This is a genomic window from Spirillospora albida, assembly GCF_000718255.1.
In the GTDB taxonomy this organism is placed as follows: Bacteria; Actinomycetota; Actinomycetes; order Streptosporangiales; family Streptosporangiaceae; genus Spirillospora; species Spirillospora albida.
The window spans coordinates 79,017-92,511 of record NZ_JOFJ01000019.1; the positions used below are offsets into that span (position 1 = coordinate 79,017).

14 protein-coding genes and 1 pseudogene are annotated in these 13,495 nt (G+C 68.6%); 11 read left to right on the forward strand and 4 right to left on the reverse strand.

Going from position 1 to position 13,495, the window contains the following annotated elements:
• Positions 1-47: 47 nt before the first annotated feature.
• Positions 48-1,433 (forward strand): NAD(P)H-quinone dehydrogenase, encoded by a 1,386-nt coding sequence (locus IE99_RS0123215; protein ID WP_030174744.1) that lies wholly within the window; start codon positions 48-50, stop codon positions 1,431-1,433.
• Positions 1,434-1,443: 10 nt separating this feature from the next.
• Here IE99_RS0123215 and IE99_RS0123220 read toward each other — a convergent pair whose 3' ends face one another.
• Together IE99_RS0123220 and IE99_RS0123225 are read right to left on the reverse strand one after the other, a co-directional pair.
• A complete protein-coding gene (locus IE99_RS0123220; RefSeq protein WP_030174747.1) occupies positions 1,444-2,739 on the reverse strand; it encodes a hypothetical protein in 1,296 nt (431 codons plus the stop codon).
• A gap of 118 nt (positions 2,740-2,857) precedes the next feature.
• The gene (locus tag IE99_RS0123225; protein ID WP_030174750.1) at positions 2,858-4,627 is read right to left on the reverse strand and encodes an acetyl/propionyl/methylcrotonyl-CoA carboxylase subunit alpha; all 1,770 of its coding nucleotides are present in this window, start codon (positions 4,625-4,627) and stop codon (positions 2,858-2,860) included.
• 345 nt (positions 4,628-4,972) lie between these two features.
• Here IE99_RS0123225 and IE99_RS0123230 point away from each other — a divergent pair, with 345 nt between their 5' ends.
• The 7 genes from IE99_RS0123230 to IE99_RS0123255 all read left to right on the forward strand — a co-directional run bounded on the left by IE99_RS0123230 (position 4,973) and on the right by IE99_RS0123255 (position 9,826).
• Positions 4,973-5,506, forward strand: a complete 534-nt coding sequence (locus IE99_RS0123230) for a hypothetical protein (protein WP_030174753.1) — start codon at positions 4,973-4,975, stop codon at positions 5,504-5,506.
• Positions 5,507-5,715: 209 nt separating this feature from the next.
• Entirely contained in the window at positions 5,716-5,988 is a 273-nt protein-coding gene (locus tag IE99_RS0123235; protein ID WP_030174756.1) for a WXG100 family type VII secretion target, read from the forward strand.
• A gap of 181 nt (positions 5,989-6,169) precedes the next feature.
• Positions 6,170-6,310 (forward strand): hypothetical protein, encoded by a 141-nt coding sequence (locus IE99_RS32100; protein WP_157610454.1) that lies wholly within the window; start codon positions 6,170-6,172, stop codon positions 6,308-6,310.
• Positions 6,311-6,336: 26 nt separating this feature from the next.
• A complete protein-coding gene (locus tag IE99_RS0123245; RefSeq protein ID WP_030174759.1) occupies positions 6,337-8,505 on the forward strand; it encodes a hypothetical protein in 2,169 nt (722 codons plus the stop codon).
• Positions 8,502-9,083: a hypothetical protein gene (locus IE99_RS32105; protein WP_157610455.1), complete on the forward strand. Its 582-nt coding sequence runs from the start codon at positions 8,502-8,504 to the stop codon at positions 9,081-9,083. Before IE99_RS0123245 ends, IE99_RS32105 begins: the two co-directional genes overlap by 4 nt.
• A 23-nt stretch (positions 9,084-9,106) precedes the next feature.
• Positions 9,107-9,610 carry a hypothetical protein gene (locus IE99_RS0123250; protein ID WP_157610456.1) on the forward strand — a complete coding sequence of 168 codons (504 nt, stop codon included), beginning with the start codon at positions 9,107-9,109 and terminating at the stop codon, positions 9,608-9,610.
• 24 nt (positions 9,611-9,634) lie between these two features.
• Complete coding sequence (locus tag IE99_RS0123255) at positions 9,635-9,826, forward strand: hypothetical protein (RefSeq protein WP_051713079.1); 192 nt, start codon at positions 9,635-9,637, stop codon at positions 9,824-9,826.
• Between the two features lie 76 nt (positions 9,827-9,902).
• On the opposite strand, the gene IE99_RS0123260 is transcribed toward IE99_RS0123255, so the two are convergent.
• Both IE99_RS0123260 and IE99_RS0123270 read right to left on the reverse strand, forming a co-directional pair.
• The gene (locus IE99_RS0123260; protein WP_030174767.1) at positions 9,903-10,202 is read right to left on the reverse strand and encodes a helix-turn-helix domain-containing protein; all 300 of its coding nucleotides are present in this window, start codon (positions 10,200-10,202) and stop codon (positions 9,903-9,905) included.
• 269 nt (positions 10,203-10,471) lie between these two features.
• Positions 10,472-10,861 (reverse strand): ATP-binding protein, encoded by a 390-nt coding sequence (locus IE99_RS0123270; RefSeq protein ID WP_051713081.1) that lies wholly within the window; start codon positions 10,859-10,861, stop codon positions 10,472-10,474.
• Between the two features lie 137 nt (positions 10,862-10,998).
• Between IE99_RS0123270 and IE99_RS0123275 the strand changes: the two genes are divergently transcribed.
• The 3 genes and pseudogenes from IE99_RS0123275 (at position 10,999) to IE99_RS31450 (ending at position 13,445) form a co-directional block, all read left to right on the forward strand.
• Positions 10,999-11,808 (forward strand): helix-turn-helix domain-containing protein, encoded by an 810-nt coding sequence (locus IE99_RS0123275; RefSeq protein ID WP_084219843.1) that lies wholly within the window; start codon positions 10,999-11,001, stop codon positions 11,806-11,808.
• Complete coding sequence (locus IE99_RS31445; RefSeq protein WP_084219845.1) at positions 11,799-11,987, forward strand: DUF397 domain-containing protein; 189 nt, start codon at positions 11,799-11,801, stop codon at positions 11,985-11,987. The genes IE99_RS0123275 and IE99_RS31445 overlap by 10 nt, the downstream gene beginning before the upstream one ends.
• A gap of 475 nt (positions 11,988-12,462) precedes the next feature.
• Positions 12,463-13,445 (forward strand): annotated as a pseudogene (locus tag IE99_RS31450) (IS5 family transposase).
• Positions 13,446-13,495 lie beyond the last annotated feature (50 nt).

Below are 13,495 nucleotides of genomic sequence, written 5' to 3' on the forward strand. Positions count from 1 at the left end.
CCGTGGCCGGGACGCGCCAGTGCCCCGAGTAGGAAACAATGGACGACGTGACCCGCATCGTGATCATCGGAGGAGGCCCGGGCGGTTACGAGGCCGCCCTCGTCGCGGCGCAGCTCGGCGCGGACGTGACCGTCGTGGAACGCGACGGCCCGGGCGGCGCGTGCGTGCTCACCGACTGCGTGCCCTCCAAGACGCTCATCGCCACGTCCACCCGCATGGCGGTCATGTCGGAGTCGGAGCGCCTGGGCCTGCGGTTCAGCGGCGGCCCGGACGGCATCGTCGGCGGCCTCGAGGCCGACATGGCCGTGGTCAACAAGCGGGTGAAGGACCTCGCCCGCGCCCAGTCGTTCGACGTCGCCGAGCGCCTCGCCTACGAGGAAGTGAAGATCGTCCGCGGTGCGGCGCGGCTCGTGGAGCCGCACGTCGTCGCGGTCGGCGACCGGCGCATGCAGGCCGACATCGTGCTGCTCGCGACCGGGGCGACGCCCCGCGTCCTGCCGGGGGCGGAGCCGGACGGGGAGCGCATCCTCAACTGGCGGCAGCTGTACGACCTGCCCGCACTGCCGTCCGACCTGATCGTCGTGGGGTCGGGTGTGACGGGCGCGGAGCTGGCGGGCGCGTACCTGTCGCTCGGCTCGAAGGTCACGCTGGTGTCGTCGCGCGACCGGATCCTGCCGTCGGAGGACGCCGACGCCGCGTCCGTCCTGCAGGACGTCTTCCTGCGGCGCGGCATGAACGTCATGTCGCGGTCGCGGGCCGCCGGGGTGGAGCGGTCCGGCGACGGCGTGGTCGTCACCCTGGAGGACGGCACGAAGGTCGAGGGCTCGCACTGCCTGATGACCGTCGGCATGATCCCCAACACGGCCGGGATCGGCCTGGAGGACGTCGGCGTCCGCTGCGACTCCCGCGGCTTCGTCGAGGTCGACAAGGTGTCCCGGACGTCCGTCCCGCACATCTACGCGGCCGGCGACTGCACCGGTGTGCTGATGCTGGCGTCCGTCGCGGGCATGCAGGGCCGCATCGCGATGTGGCACGCGCTCGGCGAGGCGGTCCAGCCGCTGAAGCTCGGGTGGGTCTCGTCCAACATCTTCACCGACCCGGAGGTCGCCTCCGTCGGCGTGACCCAGCAGATGGTCGACGCCGCCGAGGTCAACGCCCGCACGGTCATGCTGCCGCTGTTCACGAACGCGCGCGCCAAGATGCAGGGCTTCGAGGACGGCTTCGTCAAGCTGTTCTGCCGCCCGTCCACCGGGATCGTCCTCGGCGGCGTCATCGTCGCGCCCCGAGCGAGCGAGTTGATCCTCGGCGTGTCGGTCGCCGTCCAGCAGCACCTCACCGTCGAGCAGGTGGCGCACACGTTCGCGGTGTACCCGTCGCTGTCGGGCAGCATCACGGAGGCGTCGCGGCGCCTGATGACCGAGCACGCGTACTGATCGCGGGCCGTCAGAAGCCGCCGAAGTCCCCGCCGCCGCCGAAGTCGCCGCTGCCGAAGTCCCAGCCGCCGCCGATGTCGCCGCCGTCCCCGGTGAACCCGCCGCCGACGGCCTGTCCGGCGCCGCCCGCGCCCCAGCCGCCCATCATCGAGCCGAGCATGGTGCCGATCATCATGCCGCTGATCAGGTCGATTCCGCCGTAGGGGGCGTAGTAGCCACCGGCGTAGGGCCCGTACGCGGGCCCGGCGTCCCAGTACGGGCGCCGCCCGCCGCCGTACGGCACCATCCGGACATCCGGGTCCATCCCGTTCAGGACGGCGTGCGCGTCCGCTCCGCACGCCGGCACCGACCGTGCCGCCCCGCCCGGCGGCGCCCACGTCACGTCCTGGACGGACGGCCCGTGCTGCGGGTTGAAGAAGCAGGGGGCGCGCCGCTCGGGCACCGGCTCACCGGCGAGCCGCGCCCGGGTAGCGGTCATGTGGTAGCGGCCGTCCTCCAGTGCCGCCGTGACGGCCTGCATGTCCTCCGGACGGGCCGCGCGGGCCGTCGCGGTCTTGGCCGCGTCGTAGGAGTTCATGGCGTGCTCGTAGTCGGAGCGGATCTCGGGGGCGAGGTCCTTGTCCATGACGTCGAGGTCGAGGCGGGCGATGTCCTCGCCGAGGAGCGTGACGTCCTCTTCCACGCCGCTCTTCAGCTCCGCCATCTGCTGCGCCTGACGGCCGCGGTTCCGCTTCCGGACGAGCAGGAGCGCCCCGATGATCCCGGCGGCGACCGTGACCATGAGCCCCAGCACCACGAATCCGGCGACCGCGCCCGACCGGGCCTTGTCGTCCACCTTCTTCTCGGTGAGGTCGCCGAACTGGACGAGCCGGTCCGCGAGGGACGCGCCGTTCGTCCGGGTGATCAACTGGTTGATCTCCGCCCGGTCGAGCTCCTTGGAGATCGCGCCCATCCGCCGACCGTCGGCGGTGACCGCCACGTACGTCTTGCCCTTGCCGACCCGCTCGGCGACGGCGTCCAGCATCCGGCCGACGGCCGGCCCGGTGGCGTCGTTCTTGATGACGACCGCCCGGATGTCGGCGTCACCGGCGCTCGCCAGGGCGGCCTCGACCCGCGTCCGCTCGGCCGCCGACAGCGGCGACCCCGCGCCCGAGGTCACGTACAGCCGAGAGCCCGTGAGGCCCTTGGCGATCTGCCCGACGGTGTCGTCCGCGCGCACGGGCGCCGCGAGGCCGGACAGCAGCACCAGGACGGCGGCGGCGAGGATCGCGAGAACCCCGCGGCCGGCGACGGTTCGTGAACTCATCATGGCAACATGCCCCCTCTATCCCATTCTGACGCTCTCGTTCCGGGGTTCGTTCCAGGGGGTGAACGCGGAACGCCCCCGTCCACAGGGCTGTGGACGGAGGCGTCTGGGATCTCGCTCAGGAATCCTTGATCTCGCAGAGGACCGCACCGCTGGAGACCGTCGCGCCGACCTCCGCCGCCAGGCCCGTGATCGTCCCGGCCTTGTGCGCGGTGAGCGGCTGCTCCATCTTCATCGCCTCCAGGACGACGATCGTGTCGCCCGCCGCGACGTCCGCGCCGTCCTCGACGAGGACCTTCACGATCGTGCCCTGCATCGGGCTGACCAGGGAGTCGCCGGACGCCTGGGCGCCGCCGCCCTTCTTCCCGCCGCGCCGCTTCGCCGGGGCCGCCTTGCCCGCCGCCGGAGCCGCGCCCGCGCCGAGCCCGGCCGGCAGGACGACCTCGATGCGCTTCCCGCCGACCTCGACGGTGACGCGCTCGCGCTCGCCCGCCTCGTCCTCCTCACCGGCGACCGGCGCGGCGAACGGCTCGATCGTGTTGTCGAACTCGGTCTCGATCCACCGGGTGTGGACGGAGAACGGCGTCTCGTCGTCGGCGGGGACGAACGCCGGGTCGTCCAGGACCGTCCGGTGGAACGGCAGCACGGTCGGCATGCCGTCGATGACGAACTCGTCCAGCGCGCGCCTGGCCCGCTCCACCGCCTGCCGCCGGGTCGCACCCGTCACGATCAGCTTGGCGATCAGCGAGTCGAACGCCTGCGGGACCGTCTGCCCCGCCACATAGCCGCTGTCGAGCCGCACACCCGGGCCGGACGGTGGCTCCCACGCGGTCAGCGTGCCGACCGCCGGCAGGAACCCGCGGCCCGCGTCCTCGGCGTTCAGCCGGAACTCGATCGAGTGGCCCCGCAGCTCCGGGTCGCCGTAGCCGAGCTCCTCGCCGTCCGCGATCCGGAACATCTCCCGGACGAGGTCGACGCCCGCGACCTCCTCCGTCACCGGGTGCTCCACCTGGAGGCGCGTGTTGACCTCGAGGAACGAGATCGTCCCGTCCTGGCCGACGAGGAACTCGCAGGTGCCCGCGCCGACGTACCCGGCCTCCTTCAGGATGGCCTTGGACGAGGTGTACAGCAGCTCCAGCTGCGCCTCCGACAGGAACGGCGCCGGGGCCTCCTCCACCAGTTTCTGGTGGCGGCGCTGCAGTGAGCAGTCGCGCGTCGAGACCACGACCACGTTGCCGTGCCGGTCGGCCAGGCACTGCGTCTCCACATGCCGCGGCTTGTCCAGGTACCGCTCGACGAAGCACTCGCCGCGCCCGAACGCGCCCACCGCCTCACGGACGGCGGACTCGTACAGCTCCGGCACCTCCTCCAGCGTCCGCGCCACCTTCAGCCCGCGGCCGCCGCCGCCGTACGCCGCCTTGATGGCGATCGGCAGGCCGTGCTCCCTCGCGAACTCCACCACCTCGTCCGCGCCGGACACCGGGTCCTTCGTCCCGGCGACCAGCGGCGCGCCGACCTTCTGCGCGATGTGCCGCGCCTGCACCTTGTCGCCCAGCGCGACGATCGCGGCGGGCGGCGGACCGATCCAGGTCAACCCGGCGTTCTCCACCGCCGCCGCGAAATCGGCGTTCTCCGCGAGAAAACCGTAACCGGGGTGGACGGCGTCCGCCCCGGCGTCCGCGGCGATCCTCAGCAGCTTCTCGATGTCCAGGTAGCTCTCTGCCGCGGTCTGGCCGCCCAGCGCGTACGCCTCATCGGCGACCCGAACATGCAGCGCGTCCAGATCCGGTTCGGCGTACACCGCCACACTGGCCAACCCAGCGTCACGACAGGCACGGGCTATACGTACCGCGATCTCACCGCGGTTGGCGATCAGGACCTTGCGCACGTGGGTCTCCTCCCTAACCTCGCACGCGCAGTCTAGATAATCGGCGGTCCGCGATTTCGCAAACCCCCTCCATATAGGGGGAATCCCCTGCCTGTAAGGGGTTCCTGACCAGTAACCGACGGTCTCACTGAATGGGATGGGCGCGAGGGGACGCGCGCGGAGAGCCCCGCCGGACCGCGCGCCGAGCCCGCGCAGCCATCGTCATCCCGGCGGTGGTGGCCCGTGCCGCCCGCTGAGCGCGCCTCTCGGCGGAGCACGAGCGGCACCGGCTGAGGCGGAGGCTCGCATCCGCCGGATACGGGCCTCCGCGGCGTGTATGTTGCGTCTGAGTCGGGAGGAGGGGCGATGGCGAAGCGCCGGATCGTGCTGGCGGCCGTACTGGCGGGCTGCGCGCTGCCGCCCTCGTCGTCCGCGGTGCAGGCCTCCCCCGTCGTGGACGCCGCGACCACGCGGCAGCTGACCATCGCCGCGAACACCCTTCTTCAACACCGCTCGCAGGCGCTCGTCCCGCAGCACCACCGCGACCGCCGCGCCCCCACCGAGATCCTCGGCGTGAGGATCGCGCCGGGGGTGGCGCGGGTGCAGGAGCGGGCCGTCCGCGAACTCGAGCACCGCAACCGCGCGCCCGTCCAGGGCGGCCCCGCCTACACCGGGGCCCGTACCCGGCTCGACGCCCGACGCGCCACCCGCGAGGGCGACCGCATCACCCTGGAGGCGGTCGAGCACACCGAGGTCCGCTACGGGACGGGCAAGCTGACCCAGCAGGTGCGGCGCCGGTTCGACTTCTCGACGCGCGGCGAGCAGATCACCCTCATCGCCGAGCACGTCCTCGACCCGGGCGCCCGCCCGGTGAACGATCCCGACGCCCCGACCCGCTGAAAAGCCCTTGACCGGACGGTCATAAATACCGTTATCGCAGGTGGGTGGCCACATCCGGACAAGTCGCAATGGTTGGATTATGGTCGTTTCGGATACGGATCAGCGGTGTACGGCTGGATCACAGTGAACGCCGAGGCGTAGGCTGGCGCCATTCTTTCGCAGCAACGGCAGTACGTCGGAACTCCCAGCGAAGACGAAAGGGCCAGGCGATGGGCGGAGACAAGCGCGGCGCCAACATCGGCGAACTCGAAGAACTCTCCAGGATCTTCAGCAAGCACTCCCGCAACCTGGACGCCCTGATCAAGGACCTGAACGGCCGCACGGTCAGCAGCACGAACGCCTGGTGGGGCCCCGGCGCCGACCGCTTCCGCGCCGCCTGGGCCGAGGCGAAGACGGCCTTCGACAAGATGGCGATCGCCCTCGAACAGGGCGGCCAGGACATCAAGAAGTCGCAGCAGAACATCGAGGCCGCCACTCGCTGAGGCGTCCTCCCCAGAGCAGCGGGTCCCGACCCATCCCCCCGAGGTCGGGACCCGCACCCTTCCCCCACGCCTGAGGAACGCTGTGACAGCGCCCAACGACACACAGCTCCGGCTGCTCTTGAGTCGCATTCAGACACTTTCGGACGAATATTGGCACCTGCTCACCTCATCGCGTCAGGCCATGGACGGACACGCCTGGGTCGGCCCGTCCGCCAAGGTCTTCGCGGCTCAGCTGCAACGCAACGACGCGGCTCTGCACGCCGAACTCCGCAAGGCGCTGCGGCTTCTTCGGGAGAAGCAGAACCGCGGCCCGCTCCTGTAGACCCCATCGATCAATAGAGGACGGCCATGGGAGACGAAGGCTGGCTCGGCCCGGACACCTGCGGCGTGAAGCTCACTGAGTTCGAGCACATGACCCGCCAGATGTCGACGGCGGCTCCGAAACTCGCCGACCTGGCCGACGCCCTCTGGCAGGCGCTGCACGGCGCCGGAGCATCCACGGCGCCGGCGATGGAGATCAAGCGGATCGCCGATTGGGCCGACCGCGCCGCCACCGATCTCCGGCGCCGCAGCAGGCTCGCCCACGACCTCGACCGCCAGAAGACCGCCATGGTCGTGTGCCGCCAGGACGGCAACTACCTGAAGCTCCCCGACCGCTACACCGACCAGGTCGCGAACGCGAACGGCCGCCGCACCGCCGACCTCTTCCGCCGCGCCGCGTCCGGCGACGCCACCGCCGTCAGTGCGCTGCGCCGCATGACCTCGGACGACCTCACTCCGGCGTTCGCGAAGGGCCTCCTGGAAGCGCTCGGGCCCGAGGAGTTGCTGAAGCTGCCGATGGCCCTCGTCCAGCGCTTGGCGGGAGAAGTCAGGCAGCACCGCGACGGCGTGGACGCCTCAGCCGCCGTCACCCGAGCGATTCTGGCGCTTCTCAGCGGGAGTCTCGCTCTGGCTACGAACCCCGGCAAAAGGGGCTATGTGGGCGACGACTACCTCAAAGCGCTCCGCCTTGCCGGCCGGACGAACCTCCCGCCGCTGAGCCAACCGCCGAACGGCACGTCCGGCTACCAATCGCTGGCGACCCTGCTGGGGTCGGCCGGAGGCGCCCGCTTCTCCACCCGCTTCATGGAGATCGTCGGCAACGACATGATCGCCTACGACGGCGCCCTCCGTAAGGACCTGGGACAGCTGCCTCTACCCGACCTGGCCGGCAAGGCCGGGCTGGGCAACGCCCTGGACCCGTCGACGACGAAGGTGAAGCCGGACGACCGCAAGACGGACTTCCTCGTCCCGCTTCTCCTGGCGGCGGCGAACTCCGGCAAGGAGGCGTCGCAGACCCTCCTCAATCATCGTCCGGTGGCGGGCCCCTTCGAGAAGGGCACCCCGTCCCAGCTCACGACGACGAACCTCAAGTACCTCCTGCACGACCGCCGTCCGGTCTGGGGCGAAGGCGACCACGGCGCCGCGCTCGGCAAAGCCATCCAGATCGCCGCGACCGGTCAGGACAAGGAGTCCACCGCGCTCGCCTTCGCCGTGAGCAAGATCCTCGCCGACGACGCCCGCAAGATCTACGTGGTGAAGGAAGGCAAGGTCACCACCGGCGAGAAGGGGCCCTTCGACGAGTTGAAGGATGGAGATCTAGGAGACGCGATCTCCCGTCCGCGGCACTATGACGAGTTGTCGGGCCTTCGTCCCGGCATGGCGACCGTCCTCGTCGTGCACATGGACGAGCTGCACGACATCGTGCGGCTCTCCGGCTTCACCGAGAAGGCGGGCTCGACCGGCCTGACCGGCGAGGACCTGGACTACCTCCTGCTCGATCTCACCCGCGACTCCGCCGCCTACGAGAAGCTCCTCCTGGGCCAGATCGCCCATGCGAAGCTCGCCGTTGACCGGACGGTCAGACAGGGCGGTGATCTGTCCAACACCATCGCCGGCGAGGGCCGCATGTTCGGCCACCTCTTGGAAGCCCGTCACCAGGCGGTCGGGGCCGAAGAAGGACGTCTCGCCGAGGACAAGGCGCGCATGGAGAAGTTCGTCGGTCTCGGCATCGGTCTCCTCCCGCTGGACGACCAGAGGGCCAGCGCCGTCCCGGTCGTGGGCAAGCTCTACACCGAAGGTGTCGGCCAGCTTTCCGGACGCCTGACGAAGTGGTTCGCGAAAAAGCTCGCCGACGAGGTATCACCCACCATCAAAGCACCCCACACCGAGACGGAAGCGGTAGAGCGCCTCTTCAACCAGATGATCGCCAGCTCCATGGTGGCTCATCGTGAGATTCCCTCGACGGATCTGGCTGGGAAACCCTTCGCAACGGAAGGTACTCCTTCAAGGGTGCGTCCGCTCAATTCCATGGACGCTGTCGCTCTAGAACGGTTCCTGAGCTGGGCAAGTGACAAGTTCAAGATTGATCTCGCGACCGGCGAAGCGCAGCAAGGGATCGAGAACGGGCAAAGGATGACGGCAGGACACTATAGATCGGCCGATGGTAAGAGCGTTCCTCCGAGTAGCTTGCGGTGAGCGCGGAAGCAAGGCTCTTCTGTCTGGTAACGGTGGCCCTGGCGCTGTTCGCTGTCGGCTGCAAAGGAGAGTCGCGGATCGAAGATGCACCTGCTGATCTGCGGCCCGTCGCAGACGAGCCTCCCTACCTCTGCGACCTCGTTCCCGAGTCTTCCTTCCGGAGGGTGACCGGTATTGCGGCCCATGTATCGGATGGGTGGGCGGGACCGCAAACCGACAACGGGCTTTGTTTGGCGGGAGTGTCCGGAGACGAAGGTTCTCTCGGAGTGAACTGGTCCTACAACGACGGGGACAAGACCATCCGATTCCAGCAGGAAACTTGGAGCAAGCAGCCGACCCACCCGTTTCCCCCGGAACTGGGAAAGGGACTTGCCGTAGTCAAGCCAACGGCCGGTGCGATCGCACGACCGAACTACGTCATAGCGGTCTTTACCTGTGGCGAAGATCGGCCATGGATTCGAATCGACTTCGCGCCAGTGACGCGGGGGAGGGACGCGGTACAGGACATGTTCGCCTTCATGCGGATCGCGCAGAAGCGATTCGGTGAGCTCCACAAATGCACACCAAGGGCCTCATGATGTGGCCTCCGGTCCCCATTCTCATGGCCGAGCTGCATCGGCGTGTGCAGGTCGCGGTCTGGGCGTTGGCCGCGACAGGAGCGCTGTTCGGATGGACGATCATCCCCTGGCTGGAGCGGGGACGTGAGCGGTACTCCCTGTGGGAGGTGACGACGGCGGAGGGGATGAGCGGCGCGGGTCTCCTGCTCTATCCGGTGCTGATCCTGACCATGCTGCTGGGCGTGGCAGCGGGTGCGGCGGGGACGCGTCCGACGGCGGTCGCGGCGTGCGCGTCCGGAGTGGTGACCAACGTGCTGATCGCCGCGTTCATCGCCGACCCCGGGCGCCGCTTCGAGACGCAGGCCGTGGCCGAGCACGGACAGACCATCGCTCTCGGCTTCACGATCGTGTTCCTCATCGTGGCGAGCACGACACCACGGGCTCGGTCCGGGCCGCTTCGGCGCCGACCCCAGCTGGTGGACCCGTCAGAGAACTGGATGGATCCGTCGTTCGGGACGATCGACAAGCGGTACTACGGACGCCGATGAGGTCAATCGACGCAGGAGGAGATCTTGACGGAGAAGGACTTCGTGGCCGAGGCTGCGCGAGCGCACATGGAGCAGCGTCGGGAGGAGGCCCGGCGCGGGGTGGTCGAGTCGCTCAAGGTACTGGACGGTTCGCTGACCGAAAGTGTGGCGATGTTGACCGGCCTTTCGCCCCAGAGGATCGAGGCGCTGGGCGGGGCCGGCGACTGGGAGGGCTGAACCGTCATTCCGTGAGCCGGACGCAACTGCGAAGGAGCCCACGGCCATCGCCTCCGGACACGTCACCGCGGCGAAATCAGCTCGCTTCCTGCAGCGGCTGGAACTGCACGCTCAGCCGTATCTCGAGGGCCTCCGCAAGCCTTCCCAGCATCGGTATCGTCGGCATCGTTCCGCCGGCTTCGAACCTCGCCACCGCCGGTTGCTTCAGCCCGGTACGCTCCGCCAGCTCCGTCTGGGTCAACCCGAGCTGCTCGCGCCGCACTCGCACCGCCTCGCCGAGCTCAAAACGGATCTTGGCCGCCTCATACGCTGCTCCCGCACCGGGACGGCTCATGATGTCGGCCTTCTTGCCCGCCCAAGTCCTGCGCTCCGCCATGCCGCTCACTCCTCTTCCGCAGTGCGGGCCTCAGCGACACATCGCTGCAAGACCCGCCACGCACGCTCGACCTCGGCCGGCTCACGCATCCGCTGCTTGCAGAACACCGTCAGCATGATGATCCGCCTCCCGGAGCGATCCAGTACGTGATCCTTACCGCCTCACGGTGCAGATGGAACCGCAACTCCCGCAGCTTCCCACGGAGCTTGGGGGGTGTACGGCTCGCCGAGCAGCACCCCGCGCTCGGCCAGTAGATCGACAGGTCGGCATCAAGGGTTGAGGACGGCGAAGACCACCTTGCCAGCGTCACCGGCCAAGGGGCGGACGCCCCAGTTGCGGGCGAACTGGTCGACGAGGAAGAGTCCACGGCCGGACTCGCTGGTCGTGTCGGCGGCGCGCATGTGCGGGGTGTCGGGGGTCGCGTCCTGGACCTCCAGCCAGACGGTGCCGTCCTTGGCGCGGCCGAGGCGGAGGATCACGTCATCGTCGGACGCGGACCCGTACCGAAGGGCGTTGGTGACGAGCTCGCTCGCCACCAAGCACGGCACGAAGTCGTCCACCTCCCACTGACCGGTCACCAGCCGGACGAACCGCCGAACCTCCGCAACGACCTTGAGGTCCTGCTTCACCACCATCTCGTTGTGCGCCGTCTCGCCCATGATCCCCCCTCACCGTCTGTGGCGTTCAGCACACATTGAGCCACTTCCCGGGCTACGATTTGCCTACCAAGCGTGATTGGAAAGCTTCGGGAAGCTGGTGATCACGCTGGGCAGCTTCCAACGAGAGGTAAGCCCCCATGCCGCCACGGCGTCAGCGCCCTCGCGAGTCCCCCGCCTTGGTGGCCTTCGGTCGCCAAATGCGCCGAATGCGAGAAGCTAAGGAGGTCAAGCAGGAGACCATCGCCCACATCACGAAGATGAGCGGCGCCCAGATCAGCCGCATCGAGAACGGCAAGAGGCGAGCCACCCGCGCCTTCGTGGAGATCGTCGACGATCACCTGGACGCGGGCGGCGCACTCATCAACCTTTGGGAGGACCTGAACAAGGACGGCCACCCGGTGCCGATCTGGTTCGACTGGCCCAAGATCGAGGCCGAAGCAGCGATGCTGATCTGCTGGCAACACTCTGTAATCCCTGGTCTCGCTCAGACCCCCGAATACGCACTTGCCATCGTGGGTGGCAACCAGGAGACCGCAGATGTCAGAATCAACCGCCAAACCATCCTCGCCAGGAATAACGACCGGGGTCCGGTCATCGTCGTCTTCCTTATCGAGGAGCCCGTGCTCTACCACCAGGTGGGTACGAACGAGACGATGAAAAGGCAGCTGGAACACCTGATCGAGCTCAGCATGCTGCCGAACGTCACGGTTCAAGTAGTGTTGAGCAGCGGCGAGCACGACGGCAACACGGGAGACTTCGTGCTCGCGACGATGGACGATCGGAGCGAGATCGCGTATGCCGAGACGGCCGTACGCTCGATCACGACCGACGACCCCACCGACCTCTCAATACTGGCCCGGACGCTGGTCGACCTACGTTCGCGGACGCTCACGCAAGACATGACGCGTGAGCTGATCAGAAAGGTGGCTGAAGAGCGATGGACCTGACGAACGCCAAGTGGCGCAAGAGCAGTCGCAGCGCCTCCAATGGTGCTGAGTGCGTCGAACTGGCAGGGGTTTCCGGTGCGGTGGCGGTCCGGGACAGCAAGGACCCGGACGGCCCTGTCCTCCTGCTGACCCGCGCAGCCCTCCGCACCGCCATGAAGGCGGTCCCCGCACCTCACTGATTCCCGATGGCCGACGCCTCCGACTCGTACTCGGCAGGGTGGCCCCAAGGCCCGGAGCGTCACCTCGTCAGAGGATGTCGCGCGGCCTCCGCCGTTCCACCACTCGCGCCGCAGCCGGACGGCTGCCACACAGAGTCGGCTGAGTCCGCAGATGGCAGCCACCTCCTGCCAGTTTCCACGCGTGCTCCGGTAGGACGGGCGCAGCCTCGTCCACTCTGGTGATGGCCCGGATGCCGTGGACCACCCGGCGAAGCGCACCGTGTCCACGGACGACCGCATTCAGCTCGACGGACGAGATGTCGCCATGGGGCCGCGCGCATTGTATGTGCGGTCTTTGTATCCGTCTGATGCCTAATGTCGGTTTCCCTGAAGCGTGATGGGCTCTAGGGCCTGTTCGTAGTCTGGATCAGTTGCCGCTGGTCACAATCGAGTGATTCACCCACGCCGGATCGGGGGCGGGCGGTATCACCGGTGCATGACGCGCGGTGATGTGACCGACACAGAATGGGAACTGATCGAGCCTCACCTGCCGCTGGGAGCGTCTGGACCCATCCCTGACCTGCGCAATCAGTTCAACGCGGTGATGTGGAGGTTCCGGACCGGCAGCCCGTGGCGGGACGTGCCCACCACCTACGGCAACTGGTCGACCATCTATGACCGGTTCCGGACCTGGGCAAGCCAGGGAATCTTCGAGAACCTGATGAACGCGATGATCGAAGAGGCCGCAGTCCGGGGCGATGTCGACCTGGACCTGGTCAGCGTGGACTCCAGCGTCTGCCGCGCCCATCACCACGCCGCCGGCATGGTGGTCGCGCCCGAGCGGCTGGAGGAGTTGGAGCAGGCCGTGGCCGAGGAAAGGGGGCTTCGCCAAAAGGGCAAACCGGGCCCGTAAACCAGCGGCCCGGCGATGAGCCCGACCCCGAACGGGAGCGGCGGCGCCGAGTACGCCGACGCCGCAAGGCCCGGCTGAAGGCCGCTGAGCTGGGCCGGTCCCGAGGCGGGCTGACAAGCAAGATGCATCTGTCGGCCGACCGGCGCTGCCGCCCGCTGTCGATCGTGCTCACCCCCGGGCAGGCAGCCGACAGCCCACGCTTCATCCCCGTCATGGACAAGATCCGGGTGCGTGGACCGGTCGGCCGCCCCCGCACCCGGCCGCGCGCGGCCGCCGGCGACAAGGCCTACTCCTCCCGCGCCAACCGCGCCTACCTGCGCAGACGCCATATCAAAGCGGTCATCCCGGAGAAGGCCGACCAGGCCGCCAACCGCAAGAAGAAGGGACCACGCGGCGGCCGCCCGGTCGGTCACGACACCGAGCTCTACAAAGACCGCAACACCGTCGAACGCTGCATCAACAAGCTCAAGGAATGGCGAGGGCTGGCCACCCGCTACGACAAGACACCCGACAGCTACCAGGCCGGGCTCCATCTGCGCGGATGCGTCATCTGGCTACGCTGCTAGTTTCACATGCTCGAACTCACCCGTCCCTCGAAGAATGCCCATTGGCCAGT